The organism is Amycolatopsis sp. NPDC104587 (assembly GCF_055583645.1).
The window spans coordinates 366,521-389,242 of sequence record NZ_JBVJNO010000010.1; the positions used below are offsets into that span (position 1 = coordinate 366,521).

General features: G+C 75.7%; 2 protein-coding genes (1 of these 2 running past the window's edge). Both read left to right on the forward strand.

Annotated features, from left to right (window positions below):
• Nucleotides 1-2,883: the end of a type I polyketide synthase gene (locus ACZ61C_RS31135; protein ID WP_465311408.1), read on the forward strand. The gene continues 17,193 nt to the left of window position 1, outside the view; 2,883 of the gene's 20,076 nt are visible here — the last part of the coding sequence; the start codon falls outside the window, past its left edge; its stop codon occupies nucleotides 2,881-2,883.
• Between the two features lie 218 nt (nucleotides 2,884-3,101).
• Entirely contained in the window at nucleotides 3,102-22,721 is a 19,620-nt protein-coding gene (locus ACZ61C_RS31140; protein WP_465311409.1) for a type I polyketide synthase, read from the forward strand.
• Nucleotide 22,722 lies beyond the last annotated feature (1 nt).

A 22,722-nucleotide genomic window follows, 5' to 3' on the forward strand; every position in this document is an offset into this window, starting at 1 on the left:
GGACTGTCCCTTCAGGACGGTGCCCGCGTGGTCGCCCTGCGCAGCCGCCTGATCCGGCAGAAGCTGGCCCGCACCGGGGTGATGCTCTCGGTCGTCGCCCCGGCCGACGACGTCCGCGCGCTCGTCGCGGAGCTCGGCGGCGAGGTCTCGATCGCCGCGGTGAACGGCCCCAAGCTGGTCACCGTCTCCGGCGACGAGACCGCGATGGCGAAGCTGGAGAAGCGGCTTTCGGCCGCCGGCATGATGCGCTGGCGGCTGGCCGGGGTGAACTTCGCCGCGCACTCGCCCCAGGTCGAGCTGCTGGAGGACGACCTGCTCGAGCTGCTCGCGCCGGTGTCGCCGCGCAGCTCGGCCGTGCCGTTCTTCTCGTCGGTGACCGGCGGGCTGCTCGACACCGCGGAGCTGGACGCCCGGTACTGGTACCGGAACCTGCGTCAGACCGTGCTGTTCGGCGAAGCGGCCGACGCGCTGGTGGCCGGCGGCGCGAGCGCGTTCGTCGAGCCCAGCCCGAACCCGGTGCTCAAGATGGCGCTCGAGCAGACCATGGACCGCACCGGCGAGCCGCTGGTGTTCCAGGAGACGTTGCACACCGGCGAAGGCGACTGGCGCCGGATGGTGACCGCGGTCGCCGGGGCGCACGCCCAGGGTGTCACGATCGACTGGGCCGCCTTCTACGAGCGCGCCGGTGTCACCGCGCGCGTGCCGCTGCCTACGTATGCCTTCCAGCGCAAGAACTATTGGCCGGAACCGGCGCCGCAGGCCGTCGCGAGCGGCGAAAGCGCCGCCGACGCGCGGCTGTGGGGCATGGTCGCGGCCACCGACGGTGAGGTGCTGGCTTCGGCGCTGGAGGTCGACCGGAGTGCGCTCGACGCCGTGCTGCCCGCGCTCGCGTCGTGGCGGGAGAAGCTGCGCACCGAGGCCGCCGTCGACCGCTGGTGGTACCGCATCGACTGGACCCCGCTGAAGCCGCCCGCCGGCAGCGCCGCGCCGGGCCGCTGGCTGGCCGTCGTCCCCGGAGACACCGGCGACGACTGGGGCGCGCGGGTGCTCGGCGCGCTGCCCGGCGACGTCACCGTGCTGACGGTGACCGACCCCGACCCGGCCGCGCTGGCCGCCCGCCTCGGGGAGCTGCCGGGACCGTTCGACGGTGTCGTCTCGCTGCTCGCGCTGAGCACGCGGAAGATCGACGCGGCGCCGACCGCGCCGCCGGGCGTCGTGCTCACGGCCGTCCTGGTCCAGGCGCTGGCCCGGGCCGAGGTCGAAGCCAAGCTGTGGTGCCTGACCCGCGAGACGCTCCCGATCGAGGGGCGGCACGCGGCCGCGGACACCGTCGGGCAGGCGGCGGTCTGGGGCTTCGGGCGCACCGTCGCGCTGGAACGGGCGGCGGCGTGGGGCGGGCTCGTCGAGCTGCCTGCCGAACCGGGCGAGGCCGACCTGCGGAACCTGCCGCACGTGCTGGCCGGGCTCGGCGGCGAGGACCAGATCGCGTTGCGCGACGGCCGGTTGCTCGGGCGGCGGCTGCGCCGCACGACGGCGGCCGAGACCCCGGCGGTCACCCCGGCGCTGGCCGGTCCGGGCACGGTGCTGATCACCGGCGGCACGGGCGCGCTCGGCGTCGAGACGGCCCGCTGGCTGGCCGACGCCGGCGTCCGGCGGCTGCTGCTGACCAGCCGTCGCGGCCCCGACGCGCCGGGTGCGGCCGAGCTGGTCGAGGAGCTGACCGGCCGCGGCGCCGAGGTGTCGGTGGTGGCGTGCGACGTCGCCGATCGCGCCCAGGTCGAGGCGGTGCTGGCGGCAATCCCCGAATCGGACCCGCTGCGCGGCGTCGTCCACGCGGCCGGCGTCGCCCAGGACGGTGCCGACGTCGTCGCGCTGACCCTGGAAGAGGTCGAGGGCGTCCTGAAGTCCAAAGTCGAAGGTGCCCGGCACCTCGACGAGCTGGTCGGCGACCGGCCGCTCGACTTCTTCGTGCTGTACTCGTCGGTGTCGGGCATGCTCGGCAGCGGCAAGCTCAGCGCGTACGCCGCGGCGAACGCCTACCTCAACGCGCTGGCCGAAGACCGCGAACGCCGCGGCCTGCCCGGCGTGTCGATCGGCTGGGGCGTCTGGGGCGAGGCCGGGATGGCGCTGCAGGGCGACATGCTGGAGCACATGCAGCGCCACGGCTTGGTGCCGCTGGCGCCGGCGGAGGCGATGGTCGCGTTCGGCCGCGCGCTCGGCGTCCGCGGCGCGGTGCTGGCGGCGGACTTCGACTGGAACCGCTTCGCGCAGACGTTCACGCTGCCCCGCGAGAGCGCGTTGCTGAGCGAGCTGCCCGAGGTCCGCGAGGCCCTCTCGGCGGCGGGCTCGGAGCGCGACGCGGTGGTGGCCGAGGCGACCCTGTACGAGGAGCTGGCGGGCCTCGACCCGGCCGAGCGCCGCGACGCGCTGTTGCGGCTGGTCCGGGAAGTGGCGGCCGAGCTGCTGGGCTACGGCGAGCCGGGGGACATCGAGCCGGCGCAGGCGTTCCGCGAGATGGGCGTGGACTCCTTGGCGGCGGTGGAGGTCCGCAACGTCCTGGGTGAGCGCACCGGCTTGCGGCTGCCGTCGACGCTGGTGTTCGACCACCCGACGTCCCAGGCGGTGGCGGCCCACCTCCACCGCGAGCTGTTCGGCGACGAAGCCGACGCCCCGGCGTCGGCGGAGGAGGCCCGGGTCCGGAAGTTCCTGGCGGCGGTGTCGTTCGACCAGCTGCGGTCCCTGGGCCTGATGGAGCTGCTCTCGGAGGCGGCGGACCGCGCGGACCGGCCGGAGGAGGACGTCCGGCCGGACGAGGACGGCGACGTGGGCGACATGGACGCGGACGACCTGGTCCGCTTCGTCCTGGGCGGCGACCAGGACTGACCCCCACGCCCCAATGTGGCCTTCGGTGCGTCAGACGCACCGAAGGCCACATTGGGTGCGTCAGACGCAACCAAGGCCACATTGGGGCGCTCGGGCCAAGTCTGGGGGTTTCCGGGCTGGGCGTGCGGTTGACTCCCCGGCAAGTGGACGTCGCTCGGCGCCGAACGCCGTCGCGGTGGCGTCACCCGGGTAAGACCACGCTCACCCTGGAGATCTCTATGCCGGCCGGGTCGGATCGAGTCGTCGAAGCACTGCGCGTCGCCGTGCAGGAGAACAAGCAGCTGCGGCGGCAGAACACCACGCTGCTCGCCGCGGCGGCCGAACCGGTCGCCGTGGTCGCCATGAGCTGCCGGTACCCGGGTGGTGTCCAGTCGCCCGAAGACCTGTGGCGGCTCGTCGACGACGGTGTCGACGCCGTCACCGACTTCCCCGACGGCCGCGGCTGGCCGGATTCGCCGCACCAGGGCGGGTTCCTGCACCGCGCCGGGGACTTCGACCCCGCCTTCTTCGGCATCTCGCCGCGCGAAGCGCTCGCCATGGACCCGCAGCAGCGGATCGTCCTGGAACTGGCCTGGGAGGCCTTCGAACGCGCCGGCATCGACCCGCACGAGGTCGAAGGCAGCACCGGCGGCGTTTTTGTCGGCGCCGGGTCCATGGGGTACGGCCGCGGTCTCGCCGCGCTGCCCGACGGCGTCGAGGGTTATCTCGTCACCGGCACCGAATCCTCGGTGATCTCCGGGCGCATCGCCTACTTCTACGGCCTCGAAGGCCCCGCGGTCACCGTCGACACGGCGTGCTCGTCGTCGCTGGTCGCCCTGCACTGGGCCGCGCGGGCGCTGCGGGCGCGGGAGTGCTCGTTCGCCCTCGCCGGCGGTGTCGCCGTGATGGCCACCCCCGGTCTTTACGGCGAGTTCGACCGCCAAGGCGGGCTCGCCTCCGACGGCCGTTGCAAGTCCTTCGCCGAGGCGGCCGACGGCGCCGGGTTCTCCGAAGGCGCCGGGCTCCTCCTGCTGGAACGGCTGTCCGACGCGCGCCGCAACGGGCACGAGGTGCTCGCCGTCCTCCGCGGCTCCGCGGTCAACTCCGACGGCGCGTCCAACGGCCTCACCGCGCCCAACGGACCTTCGCAGCAGCGGGTCATCCGCCAGGCGCTGGAGAACGCCGGGCTGACCCCCGACGACATCGACACCGTCGAGGCGCACGGCACGGGCACGGTCCTCGGCGACCCCATCGAGGCGCAGGCGCTGCTGGCCACCTACGGCCGCGAGCGTGCGGGCGAACCGCTGTGGCTCGGCTCGTTCAAGTCGAACGTCGGGCACACGCAGTCCGCCGCCGGGGTCGGCGGGGTCATCAAGACCATCCAGGCCATGCGCCACGGCGTCCTGCCGCGCACCCTGCACGTCGACACCCCGACGTCCCATGTGGACTGGACGGCCGGCCGCGTCGCGCTGCTGACCGGCCCGCGCCCGTGGCCGGAGACCGGGAAACCGCGGCGGGCCGCCGTGTCGTCGTTCGGCATCAGCGGCACCAACGCGCACGTCATCCTCGAACAGCCCGCCCCGGAACCGGTCGAAGCGGCCCCGGTCCGCGAGCCCGCCGGCTACCTGTGGCCGGTGTCCGGCCGCACCCCGGACGCCCTGCGTGCCCAGGCTGCCCGTCTGCTGGCCCACCTCGACGCCCGCCCGGAGCACTCGCCGCTCGACGTCGCCCACTCGCTGGCGAGCACCCGGGTCGCCTTCCCGCACCGGGCCGTGCTCACCGGCGCCGACCGCGGCGAGCTGCTGACCGCCCTGCACGCGCTGGCCACTTCGGCCGCCGCGCCCGGTGTGCACACCGGCTCGGCCCTGCACCCCGGCGCGTCGGCGTTCCTGTTCACCGGTCAGGGTTCCCAGCGCGCCGACATGGGCGAGACCCTGGCTTTCCCCGTGTTCGTCCGCACACGCGACGAGATCCTCGGCCTGCTCGACCTGCCCGAGACGTCCACTGTGGACGACACCGGTGTTGCGCAGCCCACGCTGTTCGCCTTCGAGGTCGCGCTCTTCCGCCTCCTGGAGTCCCTCGGCGTGCGCCCGGACTTCGTCGCCGGGCACTCCGTCGGCGAGATCGCCGCGGCTCACGTCGCCGGGGTGCTCTCCCTGCCGGACGCGGTCAAGCTGGTCGAAGCCCGCGGCCGGCTCATGCAGGCGCTGCCCGCCGGCGGCGCGATGGTCGCGATCCAGGCGGCCGAAGCCGATGTCCTGCCGCTGCTCACCGACGACGTCTCGATCGCGGCGGTCAACGGCCCCGACGCGGTGGTCGTCTCCGGCGCCGAAGACGCCGTGCTCGTCGTCGCCGCGCACTTCGCGAAGACCAAACGGCTCACGGTGAGCCACGCGTTCCACTCCCCGCTGATGGAACCGATGCTCGGCGACTTCCGCGCGGTGCTCGAGACCCTGACCTTCACCGCGCCGTCGATCCCGGTCGTCGCCGCCGGTGACGTGTCCACTGTGGACTACTGGGTGCGGCACGTGCGCGACGCCGTCCGGTACGCCGACACCGTCGCCGACCTGGTTTCCCGCGGGGTCACCACCTTCCTCGAGGTCGGCCCGGACGCGACCCTCTCGGCCATGACCGCCGAGCTGACCGGGCCCGGCGCGGACTGTATTCCCAGCACCCGCCGCGGCCGCGACGAGACCACGACACTGCTCTCGGCCCTGGCCCGCTGGCACGTGCGCGGGGGCGGCTTCGACTGGACGGCCTGGCACGACGGCTCCGGAGCCCGGGTGGTCGACCTGCCCACCTACGCCTTCCAGCGCCGCACCTACTGGCTCGAAGGCGGCACCGGCGGCGACCTCGGCCAGGTCGGGCTCGACCCGGCCGGGCACCCGCTGCTCGGCGCGGCCGTCGAGCTGCCCGAGTCCGGCGGCTTCCTCTTCGCGGGCGAGCTGTCCGCGCGCCGCCAGGCCTGGCTCGGCCAGCACGAGATCCTCGGCGCGAAACTGCTGCCCGGCACGGCGTTCCTGGAGCTCGCCGGCCGCGCGGGCGCGCAGGTCGGCTGCGCCCGCGTCGAGGAGCTGACGTTCGCGGCGCCGCTCGTGCTGCCCGCGTCCGGCGGGGTGCGCGTGCAGGTCGTCGCCGGCCCGGCGGGCGAGGACGGCGGCCGCTCGGTCAGCGTCTACTCCCAGCAGGACGAAACCTGGGTGCGCCACGCCTTCGGCCGCCTCGGTGTGGGCGGCGCGCCCGCCGCCGTCCTGCCGGGGGAGTGGCCGCCCGCCGGCGCCGAGCCGATCGACCTGGACGGCTTCTACGAGGACCTGGCCGGCCGCGGACTCGGGTACGGCCCGGCGTTCCAAGGGCTGCGCGCGGCGTGGCGGCTCGGTGACGAAGTCCTGGCCGAAGTCGCGCTGCCGCCGGAGCACGAGGCCGAGGCCGCGTCGTTCGGCGTGCACCCGGCCCTCCTGGACGCGGTCCTGCACGCCTGCGCGCACCTCGACCGCGACGGCCTGCCGTTCTCCTGGAACGGCGTCGGCGTCCAGCCCGCCCACACGACGACTCTGCGCGCCCGCCTGACCCCGACCGGTGAGAACGCCGTCGCCCTCGCCGTCACCGACCCCGCGGGCACGCCGGTGCTCGCCGCCGACTCGCTGACCTTCCGCCCGGTCGCCGCCGGGGAGCTGCGCGCGACCCGGCACGAGTCCCTGTTCCGTCCCGTGTGGACACCCGCGCCCGCCGTCGCCGTGACACGGCCCGCCGACGACGCCGACTGGGTCGTCCTCGGCGCCGGGCTCGGCTTCTCCACGACGGCCGTGTTCGCCGACCTGGCGACCGTGCGGATCAGCGGGATCCCGGCCGTCGTCCTCGCTCCCGTGCCCCTCGGCGCGGGGGACGCGCAGGCCGCGCACGCCGCCACGGCGTGGGCCCTCGAGCTCCTGCAGACCTGGGTCGCCGAACCGGACTTCGCCCGGTCGCGGTTGGTTTTTGTCACCACGAACGCCGTCCCGGCGGCCGAGGGCGACCTCGTGGACCCGGCCGTCGCGGCGGTCTGGGGCCTGGTCCGCTCGGCCCAGGCCGAGCACCCCGACCGGTTCGTGCTGGTCGACGTGGCCGACACCGCCGAGCCCCTCGCCGCGCCCCTGCAGCGGATCCTCGACTCCGGCGAGGCCCAGGCCGCGGTGCGCGACGGCGAGATCGTCCTGCCGCGGCTGGCCCGCCTCCCGGTCGGCGACGGCCCGGCCGCGCACTTCCCGGCCGGCGCCACCGTCCTGGTCACCGGCGGCACCGGCGGCCTGGGCGGGCTGGTCGCGAAGCACCTGGTCACCACGCACGGCGTCCGGAACCTGCTGCTCGCCGGCCGGCGCGGCCCGGACGCGCCGGGCGCCAGCGAGCTGCGCGCGGAGCTGACCGCGCTCGGCGCCGACGTCACCGTCGCCGCATGCGACGCCGCCGACCGCGCCGCCCTCGCCGCGCTGCTGGCCGAGCACCCGGTCGGCGCCGTTGTGCATGCCGCCGGAGTCCTCGACGACGGTGTCATCGAGACCCTGACCCCCGAGCGGGTCGCGACCGTCTTCCGCGCCAAGGTCGACGCCGCCTGGAACCTGCACGAGCTGACCGGCGACCTCGGCGCGTTCGTGCTGTTCTCCTCGGCCGCCGGCGTGCTCGGCAGCCCCGGCCAGGGCAACTACGCCGCCGCCAACGCCTTCCTCGACGCGCTCGCCCAGCGCCGTCGCGCGGCGGGGCGGCCCGGCCAGGCGCTGGCCTGGGGCGCGTGGGCCGGCGACGCGGGCATGGCGGCCCAGCTCTCCGCCGCCGACCACCGCCGGCTCGCCGCGGCGGGCCTGCCGCCGCTCGACCCGGCCCAGGGCCTGGCGCTGTTCGACGCCGCGCTCGCCGAAGCGGAACCCGCCGTGCTGCCGATGCGCCTGGACGTCGCCGCGCTGCGTGGCCGCCCGGGGGTGCCCGTGGTGCTGCGCGGGCTCGTTCCCGGCGGAGTCGCCCCGGCTGCGAGCCGCGGCCCCTTCCCGGCCGACGGCGTCGACCGCGCCCGGGCGCTGGAAGACCTGGTCCTCACCGAAGCCGGGCTCGTCCTCGGGTACGCGGCCACCGACACCGTCGACGTCCGGACCGCGTTCAAGGACCTCGGTTTCGACTCGCTCACCGCCGTCGAACTGCGCAACCGCCTCGACACCGCGACGGGCCTGCGGCTGCCCGCGACACTCGTCTTCGACTACCCGACCCCGGAGGCGCTCGCCGCGCACCTCGACCGGGAGCTGACCGGCGCGGCCGTCGAAGAGACCCCGGTGACCGCGCGGCCGGTGTCCGACGACCCGGTCGTCATCGTCGGCATGGGCTGCCGCTACCCCGGCGGCGTCGGCTCGCCCGAAGACCTCTGGAACCTGGTCGAGAACGGTGTGGACGCGGTGTCCGGCTTCCCGGTCAACCGCGGCTGGGACGTCGAGGGTCTCTACCACCCGGACCCCGACCACCCCGGCACGTCCTACACGCGCCACGGTGGTTTCCTGCACGACGCGGGGCAGTTCGATCCGGCGTTCTTCGGGATGAGCCCCCGCGAGGCGCTCGCCACGGACTCGCAGCAGCGGCTGCTGCTCGAAGTGTCGTGGGAGGCCGTCGAACGCGCGGGTGTGGACCCGGTGTCGCTGCGCGGCTCCCGGACCGGCGTGTTCGTCGGCGTGATGTACTCGGACTACGGAATGCTGCTGCAGGGCAGCCCGGAAGCCGAGGCCTACCAAGGAAACGGGAGCGCGCCGAGTGTCGCCTCCGGCCGGATCGCCTACACGATGGGCCTCGAAGGACCGACCGTCACCGTCGACACGGCCTGCTCGTCGTCGCTGGTCGCGCTGCACTGGGCCGCCCAGGCCCTGCGGCAGGGGGAGTGCTCGCTCGCGCTGGCCGGCGGTGTGACCGTCATGTCGACCCCCGGCTCGTTCGTCGCCTCCAGCCGGCAGCGCGGCATCGCCGCCGACGGCCGGTGCAAGTCCTTTTCGGACACCGCCGACGGCGTCGGCTGGTCCGAAGGCGCCGGGATCCTCGTCCTGGAGCGGATGTCGGACGCGCGCCGCAACGGCCACGAGATCCTCGCCGTCCTGCGCGGCTCGGCGGTCAACTCCGACGGCGCGTCCAACGGCCTGACCGCGCCGAACGGCCCGTCGCAGCAGCGCGTGATCCGCCAGGCCCTCGCCGCCTCCGGTCTGTCCACTTCGGACGTCGACGTCGTGGAGGCGCACGGCACCGGGACCACCCTCGGGGACCCGATCGAGGCCCAGGCCCTGCTGGCCACCTACGGCCAGGATCGGGAAACACCGCTGCTGCTGGGCTCGATCAAGTCCAACATCGGACACGCGCAGGCAGCCGCCGGGGTCGCCGGGATCATCAAGGTCGTCCAGGCGATGCGCCACGGCACCCTGCCGCGCACGCTGCACGTCACCGAACCGTCCACGCACGTCGAATGGACCGCCGGCAACGTCGAGCTGCTCACCGACGAGCGGCCGTGGCCCGCCGAGGCCGGCCGCCCGCGCCGCGCCGGTGTTTCGTCGTTCGGGATCAGCGGCACCAACGCCCACGCGATCATCGAAGAACCGCCCGTCGTCGTCCCGGCCCGCGACGAGGCCGAGCGCGAGCTGCCTTGCGTCCCGCTGGTGCTCAGCGGCCGCACACCGGAAGCCCTGCGCGCGCAGGCCGCCCGCCTGCTGGACGTCGCCGCGAACGGCGCCGACCCGATCGACCTCGGCTACTCGCTGGCCACGACGCGCCCGGCGTTCGACCACCGCGCCGTCGTCCGCGGCGCCGAGGCGCTGGCCGCGCTCGCCGAGGGCCGTCCCTCGCCGTTGGTCATCACCGGTGAGGCGAAGGGCGCGCCCAAGGTCGCGTTCGTCTTCACCGGCCAGGGCGCCCAGCGGCCCGGCATGACCCGCGGCCTCTACGACACCTTCCCCGAGTTCACCACGGCGCTCGACGAGGTGCTCGACCGGCTCGACCCGCGTGTGCGCGAAGTCCTGTGGGGTGACGACGCCGATGCGTTGTCTCGGACCGGGTTCGCGCAGCCCGCGTTGTTCGCGGTCGAGGTCGCGCTCGTGCGCCTGCTGGCTTCCTGGGGCGTCCGGCCGGACGTCGTCGGCGGTCACTCCGTCGGCGAGATCGCCGCCGCGCACGTCGCCGGCGTGCTGTCCCTCGACGACGCGTGCGCGCTGGTCACGGGCCGCGCGTCGCTCATGCAGGACCTCGAGCCGGGCGGGGCGATGGTCGCCGTCCGCGCCACCGAGGACGCCGTCAAGCCCTATCTGAACGACGAAGTCGCGCTCGCGGCGGTCAACGGCCCGGACTCGGTGGTGCTGTCCGGGGCCGAAGCCGCCGTGCTCGCCGCCGCCGCGCACTTCGAGGACACCAAGCGGCTGACCGTGTCGCACGCGTTCCACTCGCCGCTGATGGACCCGATGCTGCCCGCGTTCCGCGACGCCATCACCGGGCTGGCCTTCGCCGCGCCCGCCGTGCCGATGATCGCCGAGGGGGACCTCACCGACCCGGACCGCTGGGCCGCGCACGTCCGCGAGCCGGTCCGGTTCGCCGACACCGCCGCGCGCCTGCGGGAAGCCGGGCTGGTCGTCGAGATCGGCCCGGACGCGGTCCTCTCCGCGATGACCGGCGGGATCCCGGTGGCCCGCCGCGGCCGCGACGACGTCGAGACGCTGGTCGGCGCCCTCGGGCAGCTGCACGTCTCCGGCGTCCGGATCGACTGGTCCGCCTTCTTCGCCGGGACCGGCGCCCGCCGGGTTCCGCTGCCCACGTACGCGTTCCAGCACGAGTGGTTCTGGCCCTCGGCCGCCGCCCCCACCGGCGAGACGGCCGACGCCGAGTTCTGGGCCGCCGTCGACCGCGGGGACGCCGCGGGACTGGCCGCGCGGCTCGACGTCGACGACGCTTCGGTGGGCGCGCTGCTGCCCGCGTTGTCCTCCTACCGCCGCTCGCGCCACGAAGAGTCCGTTGTGGACAGATGGCGCCACCAGGCAACGTGGGTCCCGGTCACCGCGGCCCGGCCCGGCACCGGAACCTGGCTCGTGGTCGTCCCGGCCGCGCTCGCCGGCGACCCGTGGGTCACCACCGTCGCCGGGTACTTCGACGGCGAACCCCTGGTCTTCGACGGCGCCGTCGGCGACCGCCTGCGCGACCGCGAGTTCGACGCCGTGCTTTCCCTGCTGGCCCTGGACGAAACCGGCTTCCCGGGGGTCCCGGCCGGGCTCACGGCCACCGCCACGCTGCTGCAGGCGCTCGGCTCCACGCCACTGTGGTGCGTGACCCGCGAGGCCGTCGCGGTGGCCTCGGGCGACCCGGTGGCCCGGCCCGCGCAGGCCGCCGTCTGGGGCCTCGGCCGCGCCGCCGCGCTGGAGCTCCCGCAGCGCTGGGGCGGTCTGGTGGACCTGCCCGCCGAGCTGGACGCCGAAGTGCCGCGGCGGCTCGCCACCGCGCTGACCGGCGCCGGCGGCGAGGACCAGCTGGCGATCCGCGCGGCCGGGTTGTTCGGCCGCCGGATCGTCGCCGCGCCGCCCGCGAGCCGCGGCCGCGAACCCGGCGAGGGCACCACGCTCATCACCGGCGGCACCGGCGCCCTCGGCGCCGAAGTCGCGCGCCACCTGGCGAAGACCGGCCGCCGCCTGGTCCTGCTCAGCCGCCGCGGGCCCGACGCCCCGGGCGCGGACGGCCTTCGCCGGGAGCTCACCGAACTCGGCGCCGACGTCACGATCACCGCGTGCGACGTCGCCGACCGCGACGCCCTCGCCGCCGTGCTGGCCGACGTGCCGGACCTGACGGATGTGGTGCACACCGCCGGTGTCCTCGACGACGGCGTCCTCGGCGCCCTCACCCCGGACCGCTTCGAGACGGGCTACCGCGCCAAGGTCACCGCGGCCGTCCACCTGCACGAGCTGACGCGCGCCACGGACCTGCGGAGCTTCGTGCTGTTCTCTTCGGTCGCCGGCACGTTCGGCTCGGCCGGCCAGGCGGCCTACGCCGCGGCCAACACGACGCTGGACGCCCTCGCCGAGCACCGCCGCGGCCTCGGCCTGCCCGCGACGTCGGTCGCCTGGGGCCCGTGGGCCGGTGGCGGCATGCTCGCCGCGGACCCCGCCGTCGCCGACCGCGCCCGCCGGGGCGGCCTGAACCCCCTCGCCCCGGAACGCGCGGCCGCCGCGCTGGACCGCGTGCTCGCGGACACCACCGTCGTCGTCGCCGACATCGACTGGACGCGCTACGCGCACGTGCTGCGCCCGGGCCCGCTGCTCAGCGGCATCCCGGCGGCCGCGCGCGTCGAAGCCCCGCGCGGTGACGACGAGCTGCGCGGACGGCTCGCGGCCGTGCCCGAGGACGACCGGTTCGACTTCCTGCTCGGCCTGCTGCTGGAGCAGGTCGCCCTCGTCCTCGGCCACAGCGGCGCCGGGGGAGTGGCGCCCGACCGCGCGTTCCGCGACCTCGGCTTCGACTCGCTGACCGCGGTGGAGCTGCGCAACGTCGTCGCGCTGGCGACCGGGCTCGACCTGCCCGCGTCGCTGGTGTTCGACCACCCGACCCCGGAGATCCTCACCCGTCACCTGCTGGGTGAGCTGGCCGGGACACTCGTCGAAGCCGCCGCGCCGGTGCGCGCCGCGACCGGCGACGACCCGATCGTCATCGTCGGCATCGGCTGCCGCTTCCCCGGCGGTGTCCGCGGGCCCGAGGACTTCTGGCGGCTGCTGGCGACCGGCGGGGACGGCATCACGTCCTTCCCGGACGACCGCGGCTGGGACCTCGCCACCCTCGCCGCGGGCTACGAATACGCGCTCACCGGTGGTTTCCTCGACGGTGTCACCGACTTCGACGCCGACTTCTTCGGCATCTCGCCGCGCGAAGCGGTCGCGATGGACCCGCAGCAGCGGCTGCTGCTCGAAGTGGCGTGGGAAGCCCTGGAGCGCGCCGGGATCGACCCGGCGACCCTGCACGGCGGGGACACCGGCGTGTTCGTCGGCACCAACGGCCAGGACTACGGGACCCTCCTGGCGACCTCCGGCGAGGACGTCCAGGGTCACCTGGCCACCGGCACCACCGCGAGTGTCCTTTCCGGACGGTTGTCCTACACGCTCGGCTTGGAGGGCCCGTCGGTCACCGTCGACACCGCGTGCTCGTCGTCGATGGTCGCGCTGCACTGGGCCGCGCAGGCGCTGCGCCGCGGCGAGTGCACCACCGCCCTGGCCGGGGGCGTCACGATCATGACCACGCCCGGCTCGTTCGCCGAGTTCGCCCGCCAGGGCGGCCTCGCCGCCGACGGCCGTTGCAAGCCCTTCGCCGACGGCGCCGACGGCACCGGCTGGTCGGAGGGCGCCGGCATCCTCGTGGTCGAACGCCTGTCCACGGCGCGGGAAAAGGGCCATCCGGTGCTCGCCGTGGTCCGCGGCACGGCCGTCAACTCCGACGGCGCGTCCAACGGCCTGACCGCGCCGAACGGGCCCGCTCAGCAACGCGTGATCCGCCAGGCCCTCGCCGACGCCGGACTGTCCACTTCGGACGTCGACGCGGTCGAGGCGCACGGCACCGGCACGGTCCTCGGCGACCCGATCGAAGCCCAGGCCCTGCTGGCGACCTACGGCCGCGACCGCGAAGAGCCGTTGTGGCTCGGCGCCGTCAAGTCCAACCTCGGCCACACCCAGGCCGCCGCCGGCGTCGCCGGGATCATCAAGATGGTCCTCGCGCTGCGCCACGGCGAGCTGCCGCGGACCCTGCACGTCGACGAGCCGTCCAGCCGGGTCGACTGGACCGCGGGTGAGGTCCGGGTGCTCACCGAGCACCGCGCCTGGCCGGAGTCCGGCCGCCCGCGCCGCGCCGGCGTCTCGTCGTTCGGCCTGAGCGGCACCAACGCGCACGCCATCCTCGAGCAGGCTCCGGCCGCCGGGACCGCCGTTGCCGGCGAGCCGCCGGTCGTGCCGCTGCTGCTGTCCGCGCGGACGCCGCGAGCGCTGTCCGCACAGGCCGCACAGCTGCACGCGCTGCTCAGCGACCGCGCGCCCGCCGGGATCGCCCGAGCGCTCGCCACGACGCGCACCGCGTTCCCGTATCGCGCGGCGATCGTCGGTGACCCTCTCGGTCAGCTGGCCGCGCTCGCCGAGACGCCCTCCGGCGCACCCGCGCGAGCTCGCGCCAAGACCGCGTTCGTCTTCGCCGGCCAAGGTGCGCAGCGGCCGGGCATGGGAGCCGGGCTGTACCGGCGCTTCCAGGTCTTCGCCGACACGCTCGACGCCGTCTGCGCACACTTCGACCAGCCGCTGCGGGACGTGCTCTTCGCCGAGGACGGCACCCTGCTCGACCGCACCGACTGGACCCAGCCGGCGACCTTCGCCCTCGGCGTCGCCCAGTTCCGGCTGCTGGAGTCGTTGGGGGTCAAGCCGTCCTGGCTCGCCGGGCACTCGGTCGGCGAGATCGCCGCCGCGCACGTCGCCGGCGTCCTGTCGCTGAAGGACGCCTGCACGCTCGTCACCGCCCGCGGCCGCCTGATGGCCGCGCTCCCGGCCGGCGGCGCGATGGCGGCGGTCCGCGCACCCGAAGCCGCCGTCCGCGAGCTCCTGGCCGACGGCGTGACGATCGCCGCGGTCAACGGCCCGGCCGCGGTGGTCGTCGCGGGCCCCGAAGCCGCCGTCACCCGGACCACCGACGCGCTCGCCGGCGCCGGGCACACCGTCCGGCGGCTCGCCGTCAGCCACGCCTTCCACTCGCCGCTGATGGACCCGATGCTCGAGGACTTCGCCGCGGTGCTGGCGGGCCTGGAGTTCGGCGAGGCGCGGCTGCCGATCGTGTCGACCGTGACCGGCGAAGTCGCCGACCTGCGCACGCCGGAGTACTGGGTCGAGCACGTCCGGCAGCCCGTCCGCTTCGCCGACGCCGTCCGCGTGCTCGGTGAGCAGGGCGCGGCGGCCGTCGTCGAGCTGGGCCCGGACGGGTCGCTGTCCGCCGCCGCGAGCGAAATCCTCGGCTCGGACGTCGCGTGCGTCCCGCTGCTGCGGCGCGACCAGCCCGAGGAGACCGCGTTCGTCACGGCACTGGGCCGGTTGCACGTCGCCGGGGTGCGCGTCGGCTGGCCCGCGTTCTTCGGCCCGGCCGGCGGCCCCGGCCCGGACCTGCCGACCTACCCGTTCCAGCGCGAGCGCCACTGGCCGCGCACGTCCGGCGCGGTGGCCGGCGACCTCGGCTCGGCCGGCCTCGACGCCGCCCGGCACCCGCTGCTCGGTGCGGGTGTCGAACTTCCGGACTCCGGCGGGTTCCTCTTCACCGCGCGGCTTTCGCTGCGCACGCAGCCGTGGCTGGCCGACCACTTCGTGCTCGGCGCCGCCCTGCTCCCCGGCACGGCTTATCTCGACCTCGCGATCAAGGCGGCCGACCGGGCGGGCTGCGACCGGGTCGACGAGCTGACCCTCGAGGTCCCGCTGGTGCTGCCGGCCGACGGCGCCGTGCGCCTGCAGGTCGTCGTCGGCCCGGCCGGGCCCGCGGGCGACCGCACCCTGGCCGTCTACTCGAGCCCGGACGGCGGTGGCGAGCAGCCGTGGACACGGCACGCGAGCGGCCGCCTCGGCACCGGCACGGCCGCGCCGGACACCACCGCCGCCTGGCCGCCGCCGGCAGCGGAAACCGTTTCCCTGGAAGGGTTCTACGAGCGGCTCGCCTCCGGCGGGTTCGCCTACGGCCCGCTGTTCCGCGGCCTCACGGCCGTCTGGCGGACGCCGGAAGCGGTGTACGCCGACGTCGTCCTGCCCGAGGCGGCCGAGCGTGACGCGGCGGCGTTCGGGCTGCACCCGGCGCTGCTGGACGCGGTCCTGCACGCCGCCGAACACGCGGGCCTGACCGAAGTGGACGGTGGCCGGCTGCCCTTCACCTGGAGCGACGTCACCCTGCACGCCGGGGGCGCCGCGGTCGTGCGGGCCAAGCTGACCCGGCGCGGCGAAGACTCCGTCACGATCGAGCTGCGCGACGCGGCCGGCGACCCGGTCGCCACCGTCGGCTCGCTGGTGCTGCGGCCCGCCGCCCCGGCGCGCGCCGGGCACACCGACTCGCTGTACCGCCTGGACTGGGTCGCCGCGCCCCGGCCGGCCGAGGTGGCCGGACCGGACTGGGCCGTGCTCGACGACTTCGCGGCGATCGCCGAGGCCGCGCCCGGGGTGGTCGTCCACCACGTCCCGGCCCGCGAACCGGGCCCGCGCGGGGTGCGCGCCGCGGTCGCGGACGCGCTGGCGTTGCTGCAGTCCTGGACGTCGACGCCGCGGCTGCGCGACTCGCGGCTGGTGTTCGTCACCGACGGGCCGGACGACCCCGCCACCGCGGCGGTCTGGGGACTCGTGCGCTCCGCGCAACGTGAGCACCCGGGCCGGTTCCTCCTGTCCGATGTGGACGGAACGCCGGAGTCCATCGCCGCCCTGCCCGCCGTCGTGGCGTCGGGCGAACCGCAGACGAGGGTGCGCGACGGCGAGATCAGCGTCGCGCGCCTCACCCGCGTGCCGTCCGCCGACGCCGTCCCGCCGAAGTGGGACGAGGGCACCGTGCTGATCACCGGCGGCACCGGCGGGCTCGGCGCGACGCTGGCCCGCCACCTGGTCACCACCCACGGCGCCCGGCGGCTGCTGCTGGTCAGCCGCCGCGGCGCGGACGCCCCCGGCGCGGCCGGGCTGGTCGCCGAGCTGACCGCGGCCGGCGCCGAGGTCGACGTCGCCGCCGCGGACGTCGCCGACCGCGCGGAGCTGGCCCGGGTGCTGGACGGCGTCGAGCTGTCCGCCGTCGTGCACACCGCCGGTGTCCTCGACGACGGCGTCCTCGGCTCGCTGACCCCCGAGCGCCTCGACACCGTGCTGGCGCCCAAGTTCGACGCCGCCTGGCACCTCGACGAGCTGACCCGCGACCGGGACCTGACGGCGTTCGTCGTCTACTCGTCGGTGGCCGGCACCTTCGGCGCGGCCGGCCAGGCGAACTACACCGCGGCCAACGCGGCGGTGGACGCGCTGGTCCGGCGCCGCCGGGCCCGCGGGCAGGCCGCGCTGTCGCTCGGCTGGGGCGCGTGGTCGCGGGCCGGCGGCATGACCGCCACCCTCACCGACGCCGACCTGCGGCGGATGGCCGCCACCGGCATGCCCGCGCTGGAGCCGGAGCACGCGCTGGCGTTGTTCGACGCGGCCTGTGCGTCCGGGCTCGACACGGTCCTGCCGGTCCGGCTCGACTTCGCCGCGCTCGGCGCCCAGCCCGAGGTCACGCACCTGCTGCGCGGCCTGGTCCGCACGCCCGCCCGGCAGAGCGCGGCGAACCTGCCGCGCCTGGACGGCCCGCTGACCGGCCTCTCCGGCGCCGAGCGGTCCCGGGCCGTGCTCGACCTGGTCCGCGCCCAGGTCGCCGCCGTGCTCGGGCACACCGGCACCGCCGGGGTGGCCGCCGACCGGCCGTTCCGCGAGCTGGGCTTCGACTCGCTCACCGCGGTCGAGCTGCGCAACCGCCTCGACGCGGCCACCGGGCTGCGGCTGCCCGCCACCCTCACCTTCGACTACCCGACCCCGGCCGAGCTGGCCGCGTTCCTGCTCGGCGAGGTCGACGTCCCCGAGCCGGTCACCACGCCGGCCGCGGTGGACGGCGACCCGGTGGTCATCGTCGGCATGGGCTGCCGCTACCCCGGCGGCGTCGGCTCGCCCGAAGACCTCTGGACCCTCGTCGAGAACGGCGTGGACGCGGTCACCGGCTTCCCGGCCAACCGCGGCTGGGACGTCGAGGGCCTCTACCACCCGGACCCCGACCACCCCGGCACGTCCTACACCCGCAGCGGCGGGTTCCTGCACGAGGCGGGCGAATTCGACCCGGCGTTCTTCGGGATGAGCCCCCGCGAGGCACTCGCGACCGACTCGCAGCAGCGCCTGCTGCTGGAGGTCTCCTGGGAAGCCGTCGAACGGACCGGCGTCGACCCGCGCTCGCTGCGCGGGTCCCGGACCGGGGTGTTCGTCGGGGTCATGTACTCCGACTACGGCCTGCTGCTGCAAGGCAGCCCGGACACCGAGGGCTACCAGGGCAACGGCAGCGCGCCGAGCGTCGCTTCCGGCCGCGTCGCCTACGCGTTCGGCCTGGAGGGGCCGACGCTGACCGTCGACACGGCGTGTTCGTCCTCGCTCGTCGCCCTGCACCTTGCGGCCCGCGCCCTGCAGAACGGGGAGTGCTCGCTCGCGCTCGCCGGCGGGGTCACCGTGATGTCCACCCCGAGCACGTTCATCGGGTTCAGCCGGCAGCGCGGCCTGTCCGCCGACGGCCGCTGCAAGTCCTTTTCGGACACCGCCGACGGCGTCGGCTGGTCCGAGGGCGCCGGCGTCCTGGTGCTGGAACGGCTGTCCGACGCGCAGCGCAACGGCCACGAGGTCCTCGCGGTCGTCCGCGGCAGCGCGGTCAACTCCGACGGCGCGTCCAACGGGCTCACCGCCCCGAACGGCCCCGCGCAGCAACGCGTGATCCGCCAGGCCCTCGCGGCCGCCGGACTGTCTGCTTCGGACGTCGACGTCGTCGAGGCGCACGGGACCGGCACGACCCTGGGCGACCCGATCGAGGCCCAGGCGCTGCTGGCCACCTACGGCCAGGACCGGGAAGAGCCCCTGCTGCTGGGTTCGGTCAAGTCGAACCTGGGCCACACGCAGGCCGCGTCCGGGGTCGCCGGGATCATCAAGATGGTGCAGGCCATGCGGGCCGGCTCGCTGCCGCGCACGCTGCACGTCGCCGAGCCGTCCTCGCACGTCGACTGGTCGAGCGGCGCGATCGAGCTGCTCACCGAGGCGCGCGCCTGGCCCGAGCGCGGCCGCCCGCGCCGGGCCGCCGTGTCGTCGTTCGGCATCAGCGGCACCAACGCCCACACCGTGCTCGAAGCGCCGCCGGCCGCCATGGTGGCGCCGCGGCCCGGACCGGCGCCGTCGGTGGTGGCCTGGCCGCTGTCCGGAAGGACCCCGGAAGCGGTGCGGGCGCAGGCTTCCCGGCTGCTCACGCACCTCGCCGGCCAGCCGGGCGACGCGGCGGACATCGGGTTCGCGCTGGCCACCACCCGGACGCACTTCGCCGAGCGCGCGGTCGTCGTGGGGGACAGCCGCGAGGACCTCGAGAACCGCCTGTCCGTGCTGGCCCGCGGTGGCACTACCACCGGCCTGGTCACCGGGACGGCGGGGGAGCAGGTGCCCGCGTTCCTCTTCGCCGGGCAAGGCAGCCAGCGGCCGGGCATGGGCCGTGACCTCCATGCGCGCTTCCCGGTGTTCGCCGAGGCGTTCGACACCGTGCTCGCGCGGCTGGACCGGGAGCTGGACCGGCCCCTGCGCGAGGTGCTGTTCGCCGAGGAGCCGGGCGCGCTCGACGAGACGCAGTACGCGCAGCCCGCGCTCTTCGCCTTCGAAGTGGCGCTGTACCACCTGGTCCGCTCGTGGGGGATCACCCCGGAGTACCTGGCCGGGCACTCGATCGGCGAGCTCGCCGCCGCGCACGTCGCCGGGGTGTTCGACCTCGACGACGCGTGCACGCTGGTCGCCGCGCGCGGCCGGCTCATGCGGCAGCTGCCCGCCGGCGGCGCGATGGTCGCCGTGCAGGCCACCGCGGACGAGGTCCGGCCGCTGCTGGCCGGGCACGAGGACGAGGTCGCGCTGGCCGCGGTCAACGGGCCGTCGTCGGTCGTGGTGTCCGGGGCCGCCGGCCGCGTCGAGGAGATCGCCGCGCACTTCGCCGCCGACGGCCGCAAGACCCGGCGGCTGCGCGTCAGCCACGCGTTCCACTCCCCGCTGATGACCCCGATGCTCGACGACTTCCGCAAGGTCGTCGCCGGGCTGAACCCGGCCGAGCCCCGGATCCCGATCGTCTCGACGGTCACCGGCGACCAGGTCTCCGCCGCGACGCTGGCCTCGGCCGAGCACTGGGTCGAGCAGGTGTGGCGGCCGGTGCTCTTCGGCCCGGCCGTGCGCCGGCTGACCGAGCTGGGCGTCACCGCGTTCGCCGAGCTCGGGCCGGACACCACCGTCTCCGCCATGGCGGCGGAGACCCTCGGCGCGAACCACGTCGCCGTCCCGTTCCTGCGTCGCGATCGCTCCGAAGCCGAAGCGGTCACCGACGCGCTCGGCCGGCTGCACGTCGCCGGGGTCACCCTCGACTGGGCGGCGGTGTCCGGGCCGGGCGCGCGGGCCGTGCCGCTGCCCACCTACGCCTTCCAGCACCAGTGGATCTGGCCGGGCGGCGGGCTCGCCCAGGCCGGTGACGTGTCCGCGGCCGGGCTCTGGGCCGCCGGGCACCCCCTGGTCGGCGCCGCGGTCGAGCTGCCGGACTCCGGCGGCCTGCTGTTCACCGGACGGCTGTCGCTGGCCGCGCAGCCGTGGCTGGCAGGGCACACCGTCGGCGGGGCCGTCGTGGTCCCGGGCACGGCGCTGCTGGAGCTGGCCGTGCGGGCCGGCGACCAGGCCGGCTGCCCACGGGTCGAGGAGCTCACCCTGGAAGCGCCGCTGGTCGTCCCCGACGGCGGCCGGGTGGTCGTCCAGGTCGCCGTCAGCGGCGCCGGGGACGACGGCGCCCGCACCCTGCGTGTCTACTCGCGCGACGACGGCGAGCCCGGCGACGCCTGGACCCGGCACGCGAGCGGCACCCTCTTGCCCGCCCTCGACGAACCGGCCGTCTCGTGGCCCGAGTGGCCGCCAGTCGGTGCGGAAGCCGTTGCGCTGGAAGGCTTCTACGACACGATGGCCGACCGCGGCCTCGGGTACGGCCCGATGTTCCAGGGCCTGACCCGGGCGTGGCGGCACGGCGACGACGTCTACGCCGAGGTCGCGCTGGCCGAGGAGGACCACGAGTCCGCCGCGCGGTTCGTCGTGCACCCCGCGCTGCTGGACTCGGCGCTGCACGCCGCGTCGCTGCTGCCGGTCGGCGGTGGCCTGCCGTTCAGCTGGGCCGGCGCGGCGTTCCTGGCCTCCGGCGCGACCGCGCTGCGGGTCCGGCTCAGGCCGGCCGGCGGTTCGGTCGAGGTCACCGCGACCACGCCGGACGGCACCCCGGCCGTCGCCGTCCGTTCCCTGGCCCTGCGCGCGGTGCCCACCTCGGCCGCCCCGGCGCCGACCGGCTACCGGCTCACCTGGCCGTTGCTGCCCGAAGGCCCGGCGATCCCGGCCGCGCCTCCGGTCGTCCTGCTCCGGGTGCCCGCCGCCGACGGGCCGGTCCCGGTCGCCGTCCGCACGGTGACCGCCCAGGTGCTCGCCGACGTCCGGCGCGCGCTTGACGGCGAACCGACCCTGGTCGTGGTCACCCGCCACGGCGTCGCGGTCGAACCCGGCCAGCACGTCGACCTGGCGCACGCCGCCGTCTGGGGCTTGCTCCGCGCGGCCCAGCTGGAGAACCCGGGCCGCATCGTCCTCGTGGACTCCGACGGTGACGACGTTCCGGCGGAAGCCGTCGCGGGCGCGCTCGCCGCGGGCGAACCCCAGGTGGCGCTGCGCGCCGGTCGGCTCCACACGGCCCGCCTGACCCCCGAGCTTTCCCGTGAAAGCGACGCTTTGCGCCACAAAGCCGCACTTTCACGTGAAAGTGCGGGCTGGGGGGAATCCGTGGTCGTCACCGGTGGGCTCGGCGGGCTGGGCGCGACCTTCGCCCGGCACCTCGCCGAACGCGGTGTGCGGCACCTGGTGCTGCTCGGCCGCCGCGGCGAGGACACGCCCGGGGCCGGTGAGCTCGTCGCGGAGCTGGCGAAGCTGGGTGCGGACGCCGAGGTCGTCGCGTGCGACGTCGGCGACCGCGACGCCCTTGCGAAGGTCCTCGAAGCGGCCGAGCCGACTGCGGTCGTGCACGCCGCCGGGGTCCTCGACGACGGTGTCTTCGACACGCTGACGCCCGACCGGTTCGACACCGTGTTCGCGCCCAAGGTCGACGCCGCCTGGCACCTGCACGAACTGGCCGCACCCGGCACCCGGCTCGTCTTCTTCTCTTCGATCGCCGGGACGCTCGGCGCGGCCGGCCAGGCGAACTACGCCGCCGCCAACGCCTTCCTCGACGCGCTCGCCCACCGGCGGGCCGCCGACGGCGAGCCCGGCGTCTCGATCGCCTGGGGCGCCTGGAACTCCGGCAGCGGCATGACCGGCGCGCTCACCGACGCCGAACTGGCCCGGCTGCACCGCTCGGGCTTCCCGCCACTGTCCGCTGAGGACGGTGTCGCGCTGTTCGACGCCGCGCTCGCGTCCGGCCTGCCCGCGGTCGCGGCCCTGCGCCTCGACCTCGCCACGCTGCGCGGCCAGGACCCGCTCCTGCCCGCCCTGCGCGGCCTCGTGACCGCGACGCCCCGCCGCGCGGCCGCCGCCGAACCCGGCGGCGACCTGGCCGCCCGGCTGGCGCCGCTGCCCGCCGAGGACCGGCTCCCGGTCACGATCGGGCTGGTCGGCAAGCAGGTCGAGGCCGTGCTCGGCCACGACGGCGCGGTCGGCGCCGACGTCGGCTTCACCGACCTCGGCTTCGACTCCCTGACGTCGGTGGAGCTGCGCAACCGCCTGGAGGCCCGCACCGGGCTGCGGCTGCCCGCGACGCTGGTCTTCGACCACCCGACGATCACCCGGGTCGCCGAGTTCCTCGTCGCGACGGCGCTCGGCGACGGCGCGGCCGCCCGCCCGGCGCTGGCCGAGATCGAAAAGCTGGAAGACCTGCTGGCCGCCGTCGCCACCGACGACGACGCCCGCGCCGCGATCACCGTGCGGCTGCAGGCCCTGCTCGTCAAGTGGACCGGCCCCGGCGACCCGGGGGAGACCCCGGCCGCCGGCGCGCTGGGCGCCGACGAGCTCCTCGCGTTCATCGACAACGATCTGGGGGTGAAGTGAC

What these genes read in the sequence shown, in the direction of transcription:
- ACZ61C_RS31140 (WP_465311409.1), top strand. Translation starts at nt 3,102, where the DNA reads ATGCCGGCCGGGTCGGATCGAGTCGTCGAAGCACTGCGCGTCGCCGTG.